The sequence below is a fragment of the Vibrio sp. 10N.261.54.A5 genome, assembly GCF_041471145.1.
Taxonomy (GTDB): domain Bacteria; phylum Pseudomonadota; class Gammaproteobacteria; order Enterobacterales; family Vibrionaceae; genus Vibrio; species Vibrio crassostreae_C.
Window position 1 is genome coordinate 32,660 of record NZ_JBFRNU010000043.1, and the last position, 19,253, is coordinate 51,912.

The 19,253-nt window shown below is 44.7% G+C and carries 16 protein-coding genes; 11 read left to right on the forward strand and 5 right to left on the reverse strand.

Annotation, left to right across the window (positions count from 1 at the left end; all coding sequences use genetic code 11):
- Positions 1-92: 92 nt before the first annotated feature.
- The 8 genes from prpC (at position 93) to AB4329_RS13400 (ending at position 10,676) form a co-directional block, all read left to right on the forward strand.
- Positions 93-1,307: a 2-methylcitrate synthase gene (gene prpC, locus AB4329_RS13365; RefSeq protein WP_065682185.1), complete on the forward strand. Its 1,215-nt coding sequence runs from the start codon at positions 93-95 to the stop codon at positions 1,305-1,307.
- A gap of 101 nt (positions 1,308-1,408) precedes the next feature.
- Positions 1,409-4,045, forward strand: a complete 2,637-nt coding sequence (acnD, locus tag AB4329_RS13370) for a Fe/S-dependent 2-methylisocitrate dehydratase AcnD (RefSeq protein ID WP_372138510.1) — start codon at positions 1,409-1,411, stop codon at positions 4,043-4,045.
- Positions 4,046-4,054: 9 nt separating this feature from the next.
- Positions 4,055-5,227, forward strand: coding sequence for a 2-methylaconitate cis-trans isomerase PrpF (prpF, locus tag AB4329_RS13375; RefSeq protein ID WP_372138512.1), 1,173 nt, complete (start codon positions 4,055-4,057; stop codon positions 5,225-5,227).
- Positions 5,228-5,345: 118 nt separating this feature from the next.
- On the forward strand, positions 5,346-7,250 hold the full coding sequence (locus AB4329_RS13380; protein ID WP_372138514.1) for a propionyl-CoA synthetase: 1,905 nt from the start codon (positions 5,346-5,348) through the stop codon (positions 7,248-7,250).
- A gap of 147 nt (positions 7,251-7,397) precedes the next feature.
- On the forward strand, positions 7,398-7,844 hold the full coding sequence (locus AB4329_RS13385; protein WP_372138516.1) for a hypothetical protein: 447 nt from the start codon (positions 7,398-7,400) through the stop codon (positions 7,842-7,844).
- Between the two features lie 236 nt (positions 7,845-8,080).
- Entirely contained in the window at positions 8,081-8,482 is a 402-nt protein-coding gene (locus AB4329_RS13390; protein WP_017062298.1) for a glycine zipper domain-containing protein, read from the forward strand.
- A 215-nt stretch (positions 8,483-8,697) separates the two neighbouring features.
- Complete coding sequence (locus AB4329_RS13395; RefSeq protein ID WP_009846623.1) at positions 8,698-9,177, forward strand: GNAT family N-acetyltransferase; 480 nt, start codon at positions 8,698-8,700, stop codon at positions 9,175-9,177.
- 86 nt (positions 9,178-9,263) lie between these two features.
- Entirely contained in the window at positions 9,264-10,676 is a 1,413-nt protein-coding gene (locus AB4329_RS13400) for an NUDIX domain-containing protein (protein WP_372138518.1), read from the forward strand.
- A gap of 100 nt (positions 10,677-10,776) precedes the next feature.
- Here AB4329_RS13400 and AB4329_RS13405 read toward each other — a convergent pair whose 3' ends face one another.
- Positions 10,777-11,586, reverse strand: coding sequence for a Cof-type HAD-IIB family hydrolase (locus tag AB4329_RS13405; protein ID WP_017062301.1), 810 nt, complete (start codon positions 11,584-11,586; stop codon positions 10,777-10,779).
- A 184-nt stretch (positions 11,587-11,770) separates the two neighbouring features.
- Here AB4329_RS13405 and queE point away from each other — a divergent pair, with 184 nt between their 5' ends.
- On the forward strand, positions 11,771-12,439 hold the full coding sequence (gene queE / locus AB4329_RS13410; protein WP_346762947.1) for a 7-carboxy-7-deazaguanine synthase QueE: 669 nt from the start codon (positions 11,771-11,773) through the stop codon (positions 12,437-12,439).
- 58 nt (positions 12,440-12,497) lie between these two features.
- Entirely contained in the window at positions 12,498-13,193 is a 696-nt protein-coding gene (gene queC / locus AB4329_RS13415; RefSeq protein ID WP_017063822.1) for a 7-cyano-7-deazaguanine synthase QueC, read from the forward strand.
- Here the strand turns inward: queC and AB4329_RS13420 are convergent.
- The 4 genes from AB4329_RS13420 to AB4329_RS13435 all read right to left on the reverse strand — a co-directional run bounded on the left by AB4329_RS13420 (position 13,153) and on the right by AB4329_RS13435 (position 17,753).
- Entirely contained in the window at positions 13,153-15,180 is a 2,028-nt protein-coding gene (locus AB4329_RS13420; RefSeq protein ID WP_372138520.1) for a diguanylate cyclase, read from the reverse strand. The two genes, queC and AB4329_RS13420, sit on opposite strands and share 41 nt — an antisense overlap.
- 162 nt (positions 15,181-15,342) lie before the next feature.
- Positions 15,343-15,693, reverse strand: coding sequence for a DUF2750 domain-containing protein (locus AB4329_RS13425; protein WP_017062305.1), 351 nt, complete (start codon positions 15,691-15,693; stop codon positions 15,343-15,345).
- Between the two features lie 135 nt (positions 15,694-15,828).
- Positions 15,829-16,446 carry an OmpA family protein gene (locus AB4329_RS13430; protein WP_102321441.1) on the reverse strand — a complete coding sequence of 206 codons (618 nt, stop codon included), beginning with the start codon at positions 16,444-16,446 and terminating at the stop codon, positions 15,829-15,831.
- On the reverse strand, positions 16,446-17,753 hold the full coding sequence (locus tag AB4329_RS13435) for a TolC family outer membrane protein (RefSeq protein ID WP_017062307.1): 1,308 nt from the start codon (positions 17,751-17,753) through the stop codon (positions 16,446-16,448). The genes AB4329_RS13430 and AB4329_RS13435 overlap by 1 nt, the downstream gene beginning before the upstream one ends.
- A 402-nt stretch (positions 17,754-18,155) precedes the next feature.
- On the opposite strand from AB4329_RS13435, the gene AB4329_RS13440 reads away from it, so the two are divergent.
- Positions 18,156-19,253 (forward strand): Ig-like domain-containing protein (locus tag AB4329_RS13440; RefSeq protein WP_372138522.1); only part of this gene is annotated, 1,098 nt, incomplete at its 3' end.

The window sequence follows — 19,253 nt, forward strand, 5'->3', positions numbered from 1 at the left end:
CGCCATATCCAGTACCGATGATAAAGATCATCGGACACATAAACAGGCAGCACCAAAGAGTGCAGGCGGCTAACACAGAAAAGGAGTTCACCATGTCTGTATCTTTGAGTGATAAAGCAGCTGTCGATAAGGCTTCAACAGAAAACCAACAACAAAGCGCAAAAACAGCAAGTACACCAGTAAGCGCACCTGCAATAGGTGGTGCTGGTCTACGTGGCCAAAGTGCGGGAACTACGGCGCTATGTACGGTAGGCCAGTCAGGAACGGGTTTGACCTACCGTGGCTATGACATAACCGACCTTGCTAATCATGCTCAGTTCGAAGAAGTGGCGCATCTGCTACTAAGAGGTCACTTACCCACTGAAAAAGAGCTCGATGATTACAAAATATTGTTAGTTGGTCTGCGCGGCTTGCCTCAACCTTTGAAAGCGGCCTTAGAACTGATCCCTGCAGACGCTCATCCAATGGATGTGATGAGAACGGGCTGTTCAATGCTAGGTAATCTAGAGCAAGAGTCTGACTTCTCCGAGCAACTGCCTGCGACTGAACGAATGCTCGCGCTTTTCCCTGCCATTATTTGTTATTGGTACCGCTTTAGCCATGATGGCGTGCGAATTGATACTGAAGATCAAAGTGAAGCCTGTCTGGGTGGCTACTTCTTGAAAATGCTAACGGATAAAACACCTAGTGAACTTCATAAGAAGGTGATGCACTGCTCGCTAACCCTTTACGCAGAACATGAGTTTAATGCTTCAACCTTTGCCGCTCGTGTGTGTGCATCCACACTGTCAGATATCCACTCTTGTGTCACCGCAGCGATTGGTACGTTGAGAGGTCCTTTACATGGTGGTGCAAATGAAGCGGCGATGGAAATGATCCAAGATTGGCAAACCGCTGATGAAGCAGAAACTAACATCATGCAGATGCTTGCTAACAAAGACAAAATCATGGGCTTCGGTCATGCCATTTACCGTGAGAGCGACCCCCGAAATGCGCTAATCAAGCGTTGGTCAAAAGAGTTAGCTCAAGAGGTGGGAGATGAACAGCTTTACGCCGTTTCAGAACGTGTTGAAGCGGTAATGAAGCGCGAGAAAGGCTTGTTCTGTAATGCTGACTTCTTCCATGCATCGGCTTATCACTTCATGGACATCCCAACCCAATTGTTTACTCCTATCTTCGTGATGAGCCGCCTTACGGGTTGGACGGCACACGTATTCGAGCAAAGAGAAAACAATCGAATTATTCGTCCAAGTGCAGACTACACCGGCCCAGAACATCAAGACTGGCTGCCTATTCATCTACGTTAGTCCTCTATATCGAGCCGACTTATATATCGAGGTGACTTTTCTCTTCTTGTGATAAGGCCTCGAGAACCAACGAATAGAATTTAACAGATAATGGTGGATGTATGTCTGATGTAAAACTTGAAAGAAACCAAGATCTTGATGAAAACAAGTATCGAAAGGTTCTACCGGGAACGGGCTTAGAATATTTCGACGCTTGCGAAGCGGTAGAAGTAATATCCCCGGGCGCTTATAAAACCTTGCCTTATACGTCGCGAGTGTTGGCAGAGCAATTAGTAAGACGCTGTGATCCTGAAACCCTTGAAGACAGCTTAAAACAGATCATTGAACGCAAGAGCGACTTAGATTTTCCTTGGTATCCTGCGCGAGTGGTGTGTCATGACATTCTTGGTCAAACAGCCCTAGTAGATTTGGCTGGATTAAGAGACGCGATTGCCGACCAAGGCGGAGACCCTGCCAAGGTGAACCCCGTTGTCGAAACCCAGCTGATTGTTGATCACTCTTTAGCTGTGGAACATGCAGGCTTTGATAGTGAAGCCTTTGATAAAAACCGTGCGATTGAAGAACGCAGAAACGAAGATCGTTTTCATTTTATTGACTGGTGTAAAATCGCGTTTAAAAACGTGAGTGTGATACCTGCGGGTAATGGAATTATGCACCAGATTAACTTGGAGAAAATGTCTCCAGTGATTCAATCTAAAGAAGGAATCGCGTTTCCTGATACCTGTGTCGGCACCGACAGTCATACTCCTCATGTTGACGCTCTGGGTGTTATTGCAATAGGTGTAGGTGGTTTGGAAGCTGAGACTGTGATGCTCGGTCGTCCGTCTATGATGCGATTGCCTGATATTGTAGGCGTTAAACTGACGGGTCAACGACAAGAAGGGATAACCGCAACGGATATTGTGCTTGCGATTACAGAGTTTCTTCGCAATCAGAGAGTGGTTTCCAGTTATCTAGAGTTCTTTGGTGAAGGGGCTCGTGCACTGACCATTGGCGACCGCGCCACTATATCGAATATGACACCAGAATACGGCGCGACAGCAGGTATGTTCTATATCGATGAACAGACCATACAATACCTAAAGCTGACAGGACGCGAGCCTGAACAGGTTGAGTTAGTTGAGCTATACGCTAAGCAAACTGGCTTATGGGCCGATGATTTAGATTCCGCTCAATACGAACGTGTGCTTGAGTTTGATTTGTCTAAAGTTGAGCGCAACCTTGCAGGGCCATCCAATCCACATCGTCGTTTACCAACCAGCGAACTTGCCAAACAAGGCATCAGCCAAGCTTCTTGGAAAGAGCAACACGCTGAACAATATTCTGATGAACAAATGCCAGATGGTGCCGTGATCATTGCGGCGATTACTTCTTGTACCAATACCAGTAACCCAAGAAATGTCGTCGCCGCAGCATTGGTTGCGAAGAAGGCCAATCAGCTTGGATTAGTTCGTAAGCCATGGGTAAAAACGTCATTCGCGCCAGGCTCAAAAGTTGCCAAGCTTTATCTTGAGTCCGCCGGTTTGTTGCCTGAACTGGAAAAACTAGGCTTCGGTATCGTCGGTTATGCGTGCACAACCTGTAATGGAATGAGTGGTGCGTTGGATCCTAAAATTCAACAAGAGATCATCGACCGTGACCTATATTCAACCGCTGTGCTATCGGGGAATCGAAACTTCGATGGTCGAATTCACCCTTATGCCAAACAAGCGTTTTTAGCATCACCGCCATTGGTCGTCGCTTATGCCTTAGCTGGTACGATTCGCTTTGATATCGAAAAAGACAGCTTAGGTACAGACAGCAACGGAAAATCGATCTATTTAAGTGACTTGTGGCCGAGTGATGCAGAGATCGATGCAGTGGTCGGTGAACATGTTAAGCCTCAGCAATTCCAACAAATCTACGTGAAAATGTTCCAGCCAGACGAGGAACAGGTGACTACTGAACCGCTTTATGACTGGCGACCTCAAAGTACCTATATTCGCAGACCACCTTATTGGGAAGGAGCTCTGGCGGGAGAGCGAAGCCTATCTGGTATGAGACCTTTAGCGATTTTGGGTGACAACATCACCACAGATCACTTATCCCCTTCAAATGCGATTCTCGCTTCGAGCGCTGCGGGGGAATACCTCACCAAAATGGAAGTGCCGGAAGAGGACTTTAACTCTTACGCGACCCATCGAGGCGATCACTTAACCGCGCAACGAGCAACATTCGCCAACCCTAAGCTGTTTAACGAAATGGTGAAGTACGCTGGAGAAGTCGTGCAAGGTTCATTAGCAAGAGTTGAACCTGAAGGTCAAGTTACGCGAATGTGGGAAGCGATAGAAACTTACATGAATCGTAAACAACCCTTGATTGTCGTTGCTGGTGCCGATTATGGACAAGGTTCATCACGTGATTGGGCAGCCAAAGGTGTGCGTTTAGCGGGTGTTGAAGTGATTGTTGCTGAAGGGTTTGAACGAATTCACAGAACCAACTTGGTTGGCATGGGCGTGTTGCCTCTGCAATTCAAAGCGGGGACCAATCGCAATACCTTAGAATTGGACGGTACCGAGCTTTACGACGTGTACGGCGACATTGAAGCAGGTTCAGACTTGGCTTTAGTGATCACTCGTAAAAGCGGTGAAAAGCTTGATGTGCCAGTAACCTGTCGATTAGATACCGCAGATGAAGTGAATGTGTATAGCGCTGGTGGTGTGTTGCAGCGTTTTGCCAAAGACTTTCTTTCACAGTAGGAGCTAGTTATGAACATCAAACAGATAAAAGTACCTGCTACCTACATGCGGGGCGGAACAAGCAAAGGCGTTTTTTTCAACTTAAGTGACTTACCTGAAGCTGCGCAAGTTGCCGGAGAAGCTCGAGACGCATTACTTCTGCGCGTGATTGGTAGTCCAGATCCTTATGGCAAACAAACCGATGGTATGGGTGGTGCAACATCCAGTACCAGTAAAACCGTGATTGTTTCGAAAAGTAGTAAAGCCGATCACGATGTTGACTACCTATTCGGCCAAGTTGCCATTGATAAGCCGTTTGTGGACTGGAGTGGTAACTGCGGCAATCTGTCTGCTGCAGTGGGCCCATTTGCTATTCATAGTGGCCTAGTCGACTCGAATCGTATTCCAGAAAACGGTGTGGTCGAGGTGCGAGTATGGCAAGTGAACATAGAGAAAACCATTATTGTTCATGTACCTATCGCTGGTGGCGAAGTTCAAGAGTTAGGTGATTTTGAACTCGACGGTGTGACTTTCCCCGCCGCTGAGATCCAAGTTGATTTCCTAGACCCCGCCGATGCGAGTGGCTCTATGTTCCCAACAGGGAATGTTGTCGATTTTTTAGATGTTCCCGATCTGGGTTGCATCAAAGCGACATACATTAATGCTGGGATACCCACCATTTTTGTTGATGCTGAATCGGTTGGCTACCAAGGCACTGAACTTCAATCAGATATCAATAGTGATACCAAAGCCTTGGCTCTGTTTGAATCCATACGAGCACATGGTGCAGTAGCAATGGGTCTTATTGATTCTTTAGAACAAGCTGAATCACGTCAACATACACCTAAAGTCGCGTTTGTTGCTAAGCCTCAAGCGTACCAAGCTTCCAGTGGTAAATCGGTTTCTGTCGAAGATACTGACCTTCTGGTGCGTGCTTTGTCTATGGGGCAACTGCATCATGCCATGATGGGTACGGCTGCGGTTGCTATTGCTTCAGCGGCAAGTGTTCCTGGCACCTTAGTGAACTTGGCAGCCGGTGAGGGAAGTCGTGATTTCGTGACCTTTGGACACCCGTCAGGAACCTTAAAGGTAGGTGCGAAAGCGCTGCAGGCCGAAAGTGGGTGGAAAATAGAGAGGGCGATTATGAGTCGTAGTGCCCGAGTGATCATGGAAGGTGCCATTCGTGTGCCTTTTCCCAAGTAAAGCGATTGTCGTGAACGGTTAAATGTTCACGAATACAACGCTGAGAAAAGAGTGCACCCAAGTGAAACTGTTAAAAGCTAGTCGCTTGGACTAATGGATAAATCATGGAGGAGGCACTATGTCTGCTACGAATCGAATGACTAGAAAAACAGATTACATCACCGAGTATCAATGGGCGAGGGAAGACCCAAATTCGTTTTGGGAAACACAATCACAAGCGATAGATTGGTTTGAACCACCAAAAACGATATTACAAACTGACGATAACGGAATTGAGCGTTGGTTTCCTGATGGGGTGATGAACACCTGCTGGCTCGCGCTGGATTATCATTGTGAAAATGGGCGAGGTGACAATACCGCACTGATTTACGACTCTCCAGTTACAGGAACTCAATCCTCGTACACTTACAATCAATTGCGTAACCAAGTGGCTAAAGTCGCTGGTATGTTAGCCACGCAAGGCGTTACCAAAGGTGATCGTGTGGTGATCTACATGCCAATGATTCCTGAAGCGGCGATGGCAATGTTGGCCTGTGCACGACTAGGTGCGGTGCATTCGGTGGTGTTTGGTGGTTTTGCCCCTCATGAGCTTGCCGTTCGAATTGAAGATGCCGAGCCCAAGGTGTTGATTACTGCATCCTGCGGTGTCGAGATAAATAAAGTCCTGCCATATAAGCCGATGGTTGATCGAGCGATCATGGACAGCCGATGGAAGCCTGAGAAAGTGGTGGTATTCCAAAGAGAGCAGTCTCTAGCCGAATTGAACAACGAACGTGATGTACTTTGGCAGCAAGCTGTTGAGGATGCTTTGCCTCACGTATGTGTGCCTGTTCTAGCGACTGACCCACTATATATCTTGTATACATCAGGGACGACGGGTAAGCCAAAAGGCGTGGTGCGCGATAATGGTGGTCATGCGGTCGCGATGAAATACTCGATGAGCACTATCTACGATATGCCGCAAGATGGTGTGTTTTGGGCGGCTTCTGATGTCGGCTGGGTAGTGGGGCATTCCTATATTGTGTATGCGCCATTGATTCATGGTTGCACAACCATCTTGTTTGAAGGAAAGCCAGTTAGAACGCCAGATCCGGGGGCATTCTGGCGTGTGTGTGAAGAGTACAACGTCGATGTGTTATTTTCTGCGCCAACAGCGTTTAGAGCCATTAAGAAAGAAGATCCTGAAGGCGAGTTGCTCACCAAGTATGACTTATCATCGCTCAAGTCGATTTTCATGGCTGGCGAGCGCTTAGACCCGCCAACATTGGATTGGGTCGAGTCTCATACCAATAAACCGGTTATCGACCACTGGTGGCAAACCGAAACGGGTTGGGCTATTTCTGCCAATCCAACAGGGCTTGAATCTTTGCCTGTAAAAGCGGGTTCTTCAACCAAGCCAGTACCCGGTTACCAAGTGGAGATCCTCAATGAATTGGGTGAAACGGCACAGCCTAATCAGCAAGGCTTTGTTGCACTCAAACGTCCACTACCACCCGGTTGTCTGCCAACGGTTTGGCGTAATCATGATCGATTTGAATCTGGCTATCTGAGCCAATTCCCAGGCTATTATGTTTCTGGGGACGGTGGCTATCTTGATGAAGATGGGTATCTATTTATCATGGGCCGTATCGACGATGTGATAAACGTAGCGGGACACCGTCTGTCGACGGGAGAAATGGAAGAGATCGTGGGTGGTCACCCAGCCATTGCAGAATGCGCGGTAGTCGGTATTCACGATGACTTAAAAGGACAACTTCCATTAGGTCTAGTTGTGTTAAAAGATGGCGTAAAAGTTGATGGCATTGAGTTACAAGCGGAGTTGGTTGGCAAGGTTCGCAATGAGATTGGCGCGGTCGCGTGTTTTAAGCAAGCCTTGGTTGTTGAGAGATTACCTAAGACGCGCTCCGGTAAGATTTTGCGCAGAACCATACGACAGATCGCAGAAGGTGAACAATATGTGGTGCCTTCGACGATTGACGACCCTACCAGCTTAACTGAAATTGCTGAAAAGCTCGGTAAATAGACGTCGCAGTTTAGGTAATATCATCTTTGGCTTGTTGATTAATGCATAACCCAGCGTGATAGTTTACCTAAACTCTACTTTATTCATCCGCTTATCCATTGCGTTTACTATGACCTCATTATGAATCCCACATATTGAGGTCTTTTTATGCGAGCTTACTTTTTGTTGATTGCTTTACTGGTCAGTGGTGCTGCTAGTGCCAGTATTTCAAAGGATGAAGCGAGTAGAGCGTTGTTAGAGCCATTGAGTCATCCCAAGATATTTAAATGTGTATCAAAGACTGGCGTCGATCTCTATCAAGCGGTTTTTGATATTGGTGTGGGATATGAAGCCGACCCTATTAACTCGAAGATGATCGTTAATTCAAGGAAAGGCCGCTACGAATATCAAATCTTAGGCGCAGTAAGGTCTGAAAGAGCTGGTGAAATTGTCGTGTTAACTCGCCATGTGGGAGACGGTGTTAAAGTTGCGGCTATGATTGATGACGAAAATGGCAAGATACTGGGGATCGGCGATAAAAATCATTATCGAGATTGTGGTGTTAGGCCACCACCTAGCGTAGCAAACATGCAAAACTTTTGGTCTAAAGGCTAAGAGATATGTGAAAGGCAAGAATTATAGAGAAAGCGCGATTGAGGCGACCTTATTGGTCGCCTTTTTTGTTGGTGAGGATAAAGCGAGCTCAAAGCTATATATCATTAATCAGTTATGCGATGGCTGAATAATACATAGCTGAACATGATGTATCGTCTAAACGTGGCTTTATTTATCTCATTAACGGCTCTGCTTAAGATGGTTCTACTCAAAACGAAGAACTAAGCGAGACTCCTATGAAATTCACTAAACCTTTTCTTTTAGCGACACTGATTGTGACTCTTTCTGGTTGCGCATCACCAGCAATGGATAACGAAAATGAGAATGCCGCACGTAATCGTGGTGCGGTAGGTGGTGCTTTATTAGGAGCAACAGCCGGCGCTCTAACTGGAGATGCGAGTTTAGCCGTTAAGGGCGCTGCATTAGGTGGTGTGACCGGTGGTGTTGCGGGTTCAATGAAAGATACGGACGATGCAAGAAACGCACAACGAACCCAAGTTACTGCTGATGGTCTAGCGCAAGACAATCGCACTGATGCAGAAAAGCGAGTTGCGGAAGTAGAGGCGGAAATTAAGCTTATTGAACTGGAACAACAGCTTGCTGATCTCAAAGAAGAGAAAGAAGATAACGGTGCATAAAGCTGAGGCTACAGCAAAAGCCACAGCAAAAAACATAGCTTCGATATTCGTTTAATTCAAAATCATTCAAACAGAATGGCCACGTAATGTGGCCGTTTTTGTATCTAAAATACACACTTCAAACAATGAATTAATTCAATAACTTGTATAGATACTCACGCCAAGTAAACTAGACTCAGTTTAGATATTAATTTGGTTTGAGAAGCGCAATAGTCATGAATGTCACCTTAAGGGCCGCAAAGCACGCGGATTTAGAACAACTTAACGAGTTAATGTTCGATCTCCACCATCACCACCACCTTGCTAGCCCAGAGCACTTTAAAACGGCAGAAGAGATTGAGCAGGAAAAAAGCATTGCACGATACTTGGATGACCCTGAATGTTTGGTTTATGTGGCATTAAAAGGAGAGCTCATTGTTGGCTTTATCTCTGGGCATTTTTGTGAGCTTATCTCAACGGTCAGCAAACCAGTGCCGATGGGAAGTGTCGATGAACTGTTTGTCTTGCCTGATTATCGAAAAGAATCGATTGCTGAAAAGTTGTTTAACAAAGTTGAAAGTACTTTTGATGATTATGGGGTTGAACAAGTCTTTGTAGAAGTTTGGGACTTTAACTCGCCTGCCAAGGACTTCTATCAAAAAATGGGGTTCACACCTCACATTCAATGGATGAGGAAGGCTTTGCACAAAACGTAGACAGCGATTTTGTGTGGCTTTGATTACAATAGTTCAACTGCAACAGCAGTCTTCAATATTCTTCTATTATTTTTTAGGTAAACTCGTTGGTTATTCGATATTTATTAGTTTTCATACTGTCTCTTTTGAGTACTACTTCCGCTTGGGCAAACGACACTTTGCCCGATCATATCGCGGGCGCCTTGTGTGTAGTACGTGCTGATAACCAAATCGTGTTGGTTGATGAGTTGATCACCGGTCAATTGTCTCTACCGGGAGGCACTGTTGTTTCAGGTGAGCCGCCAGCCGTCGCGGCGCAACGTGAAACGTGGGAAGAGGCTGGTTTGTCGGTAACGGTCGGTGATGTGCTAGGTTATACCGACAGTGCCGTCGTGTTTGATTGTATTTCTGACTCTGAAGTGATCAGTTACAAGGCTCGAAATGAGTTAGGTGGCTTTGAGCTGCCGATTTGGTTTGCTCCTCATTATGGCGTGGAAGTCAGCCGAGCGATGTTACTTCCTCCTACTGAATTGCAAGATCACCAATACCGCTACCCAGAACAGTGGTCTGAGATTAACGAGCTGTTTTTATCTGCGACAGATCAACCGGTGACGTATGTGACTGAGCTGGTGGGCGCGGCACCCAAAGTCCATCAAGTTGAATTAAATTGGATTGTGTCACTTCAAAACACGTTCGATAAGATGCCAAGCGTATTTGCGAATACTGTGCTTTTGACTGACTTGTTGGCCAAGCCATGGGTCTTCATTGTGATATTGCCGTTAATTGCTTGGTACTTTGGCCGTAACTTCGCGTTGAAGTTTGGCTTCACTTTGATCTCGGTGACACTACTTACTTTAATCGCGCACCAAGGTTTTGGTTTTCCACGTCCACACGCTTACTTGCCAACATTGAAACTGGTGATAAGCAGTGGGTATAGTTTTCCAAGTCTGTTGGCTGCCTTGTGGGTCAGTTTAACCTTGTTAGTCTTTTGGAAACTAAAGCGCCTCTTGGAGCAAAAAGCCATTCTGGTAGTGCTCGCTGGCCTGCTGTGGATCATGCTATTTAAGTCTTATTCAGGTAGTGCGTTTTTTAGTGATGTATTAATGGGTGGCGTATTAGGCGCTTTAACGATGTGGCATATCGTGAGATTAGACGCGAAACCGGATGTTGATATTAGCGCCTTATTGAGTTCTAAAGGTGTTTGGTGGGCATTGTGCTTACTGTCGATTGTTCTGACGGTGATATGGCCACTGCCAACATTCTCATTCTGGGTGGCGATTGTGATGACGATTGCATGCCTAGTGACGTTAACAGACTCGAAACCTTTGGTTGGTCAGTTCTCATTCAAGATCGTTCTTGGAGTGATGGCGATGTTGTTAGCGGGAAATCTGCTGATTAGCTGGGCTGGAAGCTTTGTCTCTTTCAGCGGTATTGCTTCATTTATTGTTGAAACGTTACGTTTCCCAATCTTGATTCTGTTTGGTGTGGTGGCATTTCGTCTGCCATGGAAAAGAGAGTAAGCGACTCGACTAACACAAAATCAAAAAGGCTGTGCAGTGCACAGCCTTTGTCATTTCTGAAACAAGCAAAAAGTAATTCTTATTAGAACCTGTTGAGCGTTTATGAGTTGAAGATAAACTTCTCAATCGCGACCGCTACACCATGGTCGTCGTTGCTAGCTGTGATGTGATCCGCCAGTTTCTTGGTTTCTTCCATTGCGTTTTCCATTGCAATGCCAAGGCCTGCGTATTCAAGCATATGGTGATCGTTTTCAGCATCACCCATGCAGATGACTTCTTCCGCTTTAATGCCTAAGTGTTTCGCTATCGCTTCAATACCGACACCCTTGTTTGATTTCGGGTTTAGGAACTCTAAGAAGAATGGTGCACTTTGTACGATAGTAAACTGAGTCTTAAGCTCTTGTGGCAACTTACCGATGATTTCAGTCAGCTTGCTTGGTTCAGCGACAATCATAGTTTTGATGATTTCGTGGTCATCTTCTAGTTGAGAAAAGTCGAACTCGGTTATATCTAAGCAATTAATACGCGCTTCAATACCAGTGTACTCATTGTTCTCAGGTGTGATTAAGCCGTGGATCTTGCTGAAAGCATGGACATAACCACCAAGCTGTTCAGCGAGGGCAGCAATCTCTTTTGCGGCTTTACCGTTGCTGATCTCACTGTGAATGATCTCTTTTGTCGATACGTTCTGAACCATAGAGCCGTTGTAGAAGAGTACAAAGTCATCTTCGCCGTCAATCGAAAGCTCATCTAATTTGCTTTGCATGCCTTCTAAAGGGCGACCAGAAGCGAGAACTACTTTCACACCTGCAGCTCGTGCTTTGGCGATTGCGTCTTTGTTCTCTTGAGAAATCACTTTTTCACTGTTGAGTAGTGTGCCATCCATATCAAGAGCAATCAGTTTGTACATGTTGTTCCTTACTAAAAAATTAAAAGCTAACGAAATCTATGGGCGAAAGGATAAGGGAACTTGAAAGTTCAGGCTAGGGCTTTGATCAACTCATTTATCAGTACTCATTTGTTTGACCAAAAGGGGGAAGTGCTTTAAGGTCTGCGGTTGATTAATTTCATCAAATGATTGAGCTGAGGGAAAGTTGTACAAGATTAATGAAATGTTTGAAACCATTCAGGGTGAGGGCGTGTTTACTGGCGTTCCCGCTGTTTTTGTTCGTCTGCAAATTTGCCCAGTGGGCTGTTCTTGGTGTGATACCAAGCAGACCTGGGAAGCGTTGCCAGAAGAGGAAACCAGCCTTGGCGATATTATGGTTAAGACAGAAGATTCACCTACTTGGTCAGCAATCGATGCTCAAGGAATCGTGAATGAATATATCAAGCAAGGTTACACTGCTAAGCACATTGTGATTACTGGTGGTGAGCCATGCATTTATGATCTTGTTCCTCTTACTGAAGCGTTTGAGCAGCACGGTTGTCGCTGTCAGATTGAGACTAGCGGAACATCAGAAGTTAAAGCCACACCGGACACTTGGGTTACGGTGTCACCGAAAGTGGCGATGAAAGCGAAACTGGAAATCTTAGATAGCGCCTTGCAACGTGCTAACGAAATTAAGCATCCAGTAGGTACAAGCAAAGACATCGAACAACTTGACGGTTTATTGGAGCGAGCAGCAGTTCCTAACGACACTGTTATCGCTCTGCAACCAATCAGCCAAAAAGACCGCGCTACTCAGCTTTGTATTGATACCTGCATTGAGCGCAATTGGCGCTTATCAATACAAACTCACAAATATTTGAGCATCGCATAGGTTGTATTTTTACTGGGCAAGATAAGTCGCTAGTAGAAGGTTCTCGTAAGGATTTAAGATGAAAAAAGCAGTGGTAGTATTCAGTGGTGGTCAAGACTCAACAACGTGTCTTGTTCAAGCATTAAAAGAGTATGATGAAGTTCATGCGATTACGTTTGATTATGGTCAGCGCCATAGACTCGAGATTGAAGTTGCTGAGTCATTGTCGAAAGAGCTTGGTGTGAAAGCGCACAAAGTGATGGATGTGACTCTGTTGAATGAACTGGCTATCAGCTCTTTGACTCGTGACGATATTCCTGTGTCTCATGAGCTGCAAGAGAATGGGCTGCCGAATTCATTCGTTCCTGGTCGTAATATTCTATTTCTGACTCTAGCGGGTATTTACGCTTACCAAATCGGTGCTGAAACCGTGATTACAGGTGTGTGTGAAACAGACTTTTCTGGTTACCCTGATTGTCGTAATGACTTTGTGAAGGCGATGAACTCTGCACTTGTACAAGGTATGGACAAGCAGCTTGATATCAAAACACCGCTAATGTGGTTAAACAAGGCTGAGACATGGGCGCTAGCAGACCAGTACTCAGCACTTGAACTTGTTAGAAACAAAACACTGACTTGTTACAACGGCATTGTTGGTGATGGCTGTGGCGATTGTCCGGCATGTGAACTGCGTAAAGTTGGCCTTAACGATTACCTCGGTGATCGCGAAAGCATCATGGCTGAGTTGGTTCGCAAACAGGCTGAGAATAAATAATTTCAGGTAAATCAATCGGTTCGTTATATGCATCAATAATGCAGTTTCGGCCGTTGCTTTTGGCTTGATAGAGTGCTTGGTCGAGCACTGAATACAAGTCATCAAAGTCACTTAATGCGTTTGAGGTTGCTAGATAAGCAAAACTCGCGGTCACATTAAGTGACTTTTTGCTTTCTGATAAAAAGACAGTGCTTGAAATGGCGTAGTGCAACTCTTCAACGCGTTCTCGTACCTCTGCTGGTGGGGTATCGGTTAACATGATGACAAATTCTTCACCCCCTAAGCGACCAAACAATTCACCATTCACTAAGTGTTTTCTAATTTGATCACTAATATGGACCAGTGCTCGATCACCAGTAGGGTGCCCATGCTCATCATTAATCTTCTTAAACTTATCTAGATCGAGCAGCACGAGCACATGCTGTTTGTCCGTCCCTTTACAGCGTTTCACTCTTTTGATTCTTCGAATTATCTCAGTTCGGCTATATGCTTTCGTTAAGCCATCAATTGCTGTTTTTGCGCGAACCGTTTTGTTTATCAATACCGTGAAGCTTGCAGCGCAAAGCAACAGAATAACAACGATGTTGTACATCCATCTTTGATGTTCCATTTTTTCAATTTGAACGCGGTCGAGTTTCGTCTGATGTGTCAGGAAAGAGCTTTCTAGTTCTTGTTCATATTTGGCGTGCGTCAGGCCGAGCGCTTCGAGTGCGAGTCGATTGTCGATATCTCTAGCTTCCATTTGTATTGACGAGTATCGCTGGTAGAAATAGAAAGCTTGTTGGTAATCGCTGAGTGATTGATGAATATCAGAAAGCTGAAGAAGTGACTGCGCGATGTATTTATGCCTTGTGACTTGTTCAGCTAATTCTAGCGCTTGTTGAGCATAGTTGAGTGCTTCCGTTGGCAGTTTCTGTTCTTCGAACATATCGCTGATCGCCAAGTAAGCATTGATGCGAATGACATCATTGCTCAGTTCGCTCGAAGCTGAAAGAGACTCAATTAGGTAGGTTCTCGCCACATCATAGTTTTTCGTTTGAGTGTACGCTTTTCCTAAGCCAAGACTTGTGAGTGCAATACCGTAGCTATGCGACGTTGAGCTCAGCAGTGTTCTTGCTGTCTGAAAGTGGTGAATTGCTAGTTCACTTTGCTCTTGGTTAAGGTAGAGATCCGCAAGGCTGTGATGCACTTGTGCTTTCATTAAATCTGAAGCGTTTACTCTGAGAATGAGAGCTTGCTCTAGATACTCCGCCGATTTTTCATATTGCTTTAATTCTTTGAGCAAGTTACCCACATCGTTGTAAACCCCTGAAATATCATGCCCTTGTGGAAACACGTTTATTAGTGATAGGTAGGTGTCTAGTGCAGCTTGATAGTCACTGCGGAAATGATGATTGTTCGCGATGACTCGATAAGTCCCGAATTTTGGTAATACAGGGTCAGCGATGTCATGTAAATCTGACTGAAGGGCAGAGCAGTAATAGTTCGCTTGATGGTATTTAGCTTGCTCGTTAAGCGATCGGCATAGCTGGTACTTTAGTAAGGCTTTACCAGTTAAATCACTGCGAGATTGCATTTTCGCCAAAAGTGTTAGAAAGCCTTGTTGTGCTTGTTCATATTGGCCTTTGCCGTCTTTCCTCAGAGCAGAAATAAACGCTGTTTCTATCGCTTGGTAGTCATTGTCGTTTGAAGCGATTCCGTAGAACGGCTGATCTCGGTGGCTCATGTATTGATACAGAAGAGACGCAAGGTAAAGCTTATCTCCATAAACCGTTGAGCCGATGTAGCGTGTTTGCAGCATGTTTAATGCGCGCTCAGGAGAGTGGTTTAAAGTAGAGAGATAAAGCGCGTTCCAATCAGCATTTGGAGTAGAGCTTAGATTGGAGGTATAGACTGGTGAATTGTGGTCACGATCTGATGTTGATACTTGGCTATAAGAACAAAAGCTAATGAATAGTAGAAAGGTAACAAAAACGAAGTGATTCACAAGAGACGATCAATCAGATAAAGAACGATATTCTATTATTAGTTTGATGTTGCTTCAAATTTTGAATGGTGCGACTACGTGGTTATGCGAGGTAGGTCTCTAATTTATTGATACTAATCAGAGGTATATCGGTCGCGCGAATCGTGCGACCGATATCGGAAATTAGATGTATAATTTCGCTAGGTCAGAAGGCTCAAGTTCTTTGCCTTCTAATGTTGCATTCCAGTTAGTACCAACAAGAACGCCGTCTTCAGCAAGAGTCAGTAACCAATCTTCTACAAAGATATCTAGTGGAATTTCTAATACTTCAAAGTCAGCCCACTCTTCAACGTTGTGAGTTTGAGCATCTTCTTTTGAAGACCAGAATGGCATCACTTCGCTGTTTTCGAATTCACTTGAGTCACATGCTAGCCAACCTTCTTCGTTGCGAAGGCCCCATACCAGTTTAGTTTCTTGTGTTTCAGAAACGAAAAGTTCTAGATTTGCTTGAGTATCAGCTGTTAGTTTGCTCATGGATTAATTCTCTATGTTGATAACGTGGCAAGATTAACATTATAGACGGCTTAGGTATATGCTATTCAAGGAATTATCACCATACTGAAACGTTAACTTAAGATAACGTTTCAGTATGGTAAAAGCTGGGTACGCCTACTTTTTAATTTTGGTGAAGATGTGCCATTCTTCTTTGATATTACCCTTAAATCCAACAACGGAAGCAACAACTTTTCGATGTAGTGCGTGATTGATTTGGGTGTCATCACTGCTGAATTCAGAATCACCATGACCTACGATGCTGACTCTAGATGGCTGAATACCGTTGCTAATTAGCGCTCGTCTTACATGTGATGCACGTTCTTTCGAAAGCTTTAGGTTATGTTCCGCGTTACCTACTTTGCTGGCATAACCTTGCAATTCAATGCTGGTACTTTCGTAGCGCTTTAAAAATGCCGCCATTTGGCGTATGTGCCCTAGAAAGACAGGGTTTATTTCCGTTGAATTATTAGCGAAGAGTATATGCAGCTCTTTCTTTTCCGATGACTCGAAATATGATCCACAACCGTCGTTATCGATCTCGGCACCAATTTGTGTATCGGGACATAAATCTCGCGCGTTTATTACACCGTCATTGTCATCATCTTGAAGATCGTAAATTTGAGTGGCCGGCGGTAGAGCGCGATATTCGAATTCATCTTCGTTGTTTTCAGCTAAAACATTGGCAGATACAACCATGAAGCAAAGCGATAATACTGTGTTGGTAAGCTTCATTAATATTCCACCTTTTCATTCCATTCTTCTGGGATCTCAACTCGTAAACCTATGAGTAGGTTACCAGTTGCGTTCATTACGCGATATTTTGCGTATTGCTCGTCATACTTAGCATCTAAATAGCCTTTACGAGCTTCGAATAATTCATTCTCAGTGTTAAGTAAGTCGAGAAGGGTACGTTTACCGATACGGTATTGTTTCTCATATGAGATTACCGTGTCTGATGCCGAGTCTACGTGGTCAGATAGGAACTCTTTTTGCTGAACCGTTAAATCAAGTGCGCTCCATGATAGACGTAGACTCTCTTCTACATTGCGGTAAGTACTTTCGCGAAGGTCCTTGGCTTTGTTGAGTTGGTAGGCTGCACTTTCTGTGCGGTCTTGATCCGAACCACCATTGTAAAGGTTGTATCTTAAACGAACCATGGCAGAAAACTCATCGCTGCTGCCTTCTGTACCACCGGCGTCATCACGCCAAGTTTGAGCGGCTTCAAAAGAAACAGTCGGGTAGTTGGTACTCTTAGATTGTTTGTATTGGAACTTCGCTGAGTCAACATCGGCTTGTGCAATCTTAATGACTGGATGCTGGTTAAACGCTTTTGCCAACGCACCATCAACGGTATAAGGAATTGCACCCGCATCTGCGCGAGGGAAAGTTAACCCTAAAGGAGATTGACCAACAAGTCTTTTAAACTGAGTATGCGTATCAAAAAGGTTGTTTTGAGCAGCAAGCAAATTCCCGTGCGCTTTCGCAATACGAGCTTCAACTTGTGACATATCTGCGGTTGAACCAATACCTGATTCCACGCGCTTACGAATATCGTTATATATCTCTTTGTGCGTCGCTAAGTTACTTTCCGAAAGAGAAAGCACTTCATAGGCTTTCACTGCATCAAGATAAACCTTTGTTACTTCTAAAGCGATGTCTTGCGCGTTAGATAGTAGTTGATAGCGCACGGACTCTGCATCAGCCGCAGTACGGTCAATATCATTGGATGTATTAGCGCCATCCCATATTAACTGGGTCAAGGTGATCGTTGCTTCTTTTCTAGTCAGATCGGTAGTGTCTTGGTTGGTTGCTAGATCAGTATGTTCATAACCAATCCCACCATCTAAGTCTATACTTGGTCGATAAGCACCACCAGAAGCGTCGTTAAGATAACGCTTACTGATATATTCGTTATAAGCACTTTTGATTTCAGGGTTGCTTTCTAATGTAAACGCAACGGCTTGCTCTAAGGTTTGTGCTGTTGTCGGCAAACTTAGCGCTATAGCTAACCCTAATGTTGTCGTTTGAATGTAATTCAATTTCCATCTCTCCAAATTGGACTGCATCTAAACCTACGCTTTTTAATGTGCTAGATACGAAATTTAGATGAACCGCCAAAAAAATAACGTTCGCTCGAGAAGCTACCGTAAATGGTTGTAAAGTTGTTAACAGTTTGCTGTGCGTTTTATGATGATTTTGAGAACGTCAATTTTACGTTTTTAGCTCTGTTATTTTTCGCAAACACAATAACTTATATTGATAGTGTGAGCACTTTCATTATTGTGTGATGTGATCAGCGTCATTACCTTGTCACTCGGTATGTTAAATGTACGATTCATAACTAGGAATTATGTGATGTTAAATGTTATATTTCGGCTAATATTATAAATAAGATGTCACAAAGTTGACGTGACAAGCGAAAATGGTTTTTAGGGGTTGATATGGACATTACAGCATTGAATTTGACCGGTGCTCTTGCATTGGGTCAGCGCATTGTTATTTCAGTTGATGGCACGGTTAGAGTACTCGAAGAGGGAGAGCCTCTACAGGCTGGAGATGTAACTCTTGAATCTCAAAATGGACCTAATGAACCTCAGGTATCAGTTAAGCGTTTTTCACCTGAAGACGGTGAAGTTGAACTAGACCAGGATATCGCAAATATTTTTGCCGCATTAGAAGAAGGTGAAGACCCTACTGAGTTAGGAGATGAGTTCGCTACCGCTGCTGGTCAAAATGGTTCTAGCTTGGCAACTAGTGGGACTGTAGAGCGAGACGGTGAAGAAACGATCCCAGCAACCGAATTTATAACAACGGGATTTGAAGCGCTGGGCATGTCGCGAACTCAAAGCCTGAGCCTTCTAGAGCAATTCCGTTCGTTTGAGCAAACTAATAGCGCCCCTACCTTTGTTGATACCAATAACTCGCCTGTCGGTGACACTCTCTCATTTACAACCGATGAAGATACTCCAGTAAGCGGAACGTTGTCAGCATCAGATGAAGATGGCGATTCGCTGTCTTTCGTTAAGTTCACCGATCCATCAAACGGTACTGTCGTTGTCGATGAAAATGGTGATTGGACTTATACCCCCAACGAAAACTACAACGGTACCGATAGCTTTACGGTTATCGTCGATGATGGAAATGGTGGTACTGACACAATTACGGTTAACGTTGGCGTAACTCCCGTAAATGACGCGCCGATAGGTAATGACCTTTCAGTAACCACCGACGAAGATACCCCAGTAAGCGGAACGCTAAACGCAACAGATACGGACGGAGACTCGTTAACATTCTCAAAAGGCACAGATCCGTCAAACGGTTCTGTAGTCGTTGATGAAAATGGTAATTGGACCTATACGCCAGACGAAAACTACAACGGAAGCGATAGCTTCACCGTTGTAGTTAGCGACGGGAATGGAGGCACAGATACTATTACTGTTGATATTGGCGTGACGCCTGTAGATGACGACTCTTTATTTTTTAACCAAGAACTAAGTTATACGGAAAACCAAGTGGCGGGCGCGGTGGTGGGTACCTTG

What these genes read in the sequence shown, in the direction of transcription:
- prpF (WP_372138512.1), top strand. Translation starts at nt 4,055, where the DNA reads ATGAACATCAAACAGATAAAAGTACCTGCTACCTACATGCGGGGCGGA.
- AB4329_RS13395 (WP_009846623.1), top strand. Translation starts at nt 8,698, where the DNA reads ATGAATGTCACCTTAAGGGCCGCAAAGCACGCGGATTTAGAACAACTT.
- AB4329_RS13380 (WP_372138514.1), top strand. Translation starts at nt 5,346, where the DNA reads ATGTCTGCTACGAATCGAATGACTAGAAAAACAGATTACATCACCGAG.
- AB4329_RS13430 (WP_102321441.1), bottom strand. Translation starts at nt 16,446, where the DNA reads ATGAAGCTTACCAACACAGTATTATCGCTTTGCTTCATGGTTGTATCT.
- AB4329_RS13385 (WP_372138516.1), top strand. Translation starts at nt 7,398, where the DNA reads ATGCGAGCTTACTTTTTGTTGATTGCTTTACTGGTCAGTGGTGCTGCT.
- AB4329_RS13425 (WP_017062305.1), bottom strand. Translation starts at nt 15,693, where the DNA reads ATGAGCAAACTAACAGCTGATACTCAAGCAAATCTAGAACTTTTCGTT.
- AB4329_RS13405 (WP_017062301.1), bottom strand. Translation starts at nt 11,586, where the DNA reads ATGTACAAACTGATTGCTCTTGATATGGATGGCACACTACTCAACAGT.
- acnD (WP_372138510.1), top strand. Translation starts at nt 1,409, where the DNA reads ATGTCTGATGTAAAACTTGAAAGAAACCAAGATCTTGATGAAAACAAG.
- queC (WP_017063822.1), top strand. Translation starts at nt 12,498, where the DNA reads ATGAAAAAAGCAGTGGTAGTATTCAGTGGTGGTCAAGACTCAACAACG.
- AB4329_RS13390 (WP_017062298.1), top strand. Translation starts at nt 8,081, where the DNA reads ATGAAATTCACTAAACCTTTTCTTTTAGCGACACTGATTGTGACTCTT.
- prpC (WP_065682185.1), top strand. Translation starts at nt 93, where the DNA reads ATGTCTGTATCTTTGAGTGATAAAGCAGCTGTCGATAAGGCTTCAACA.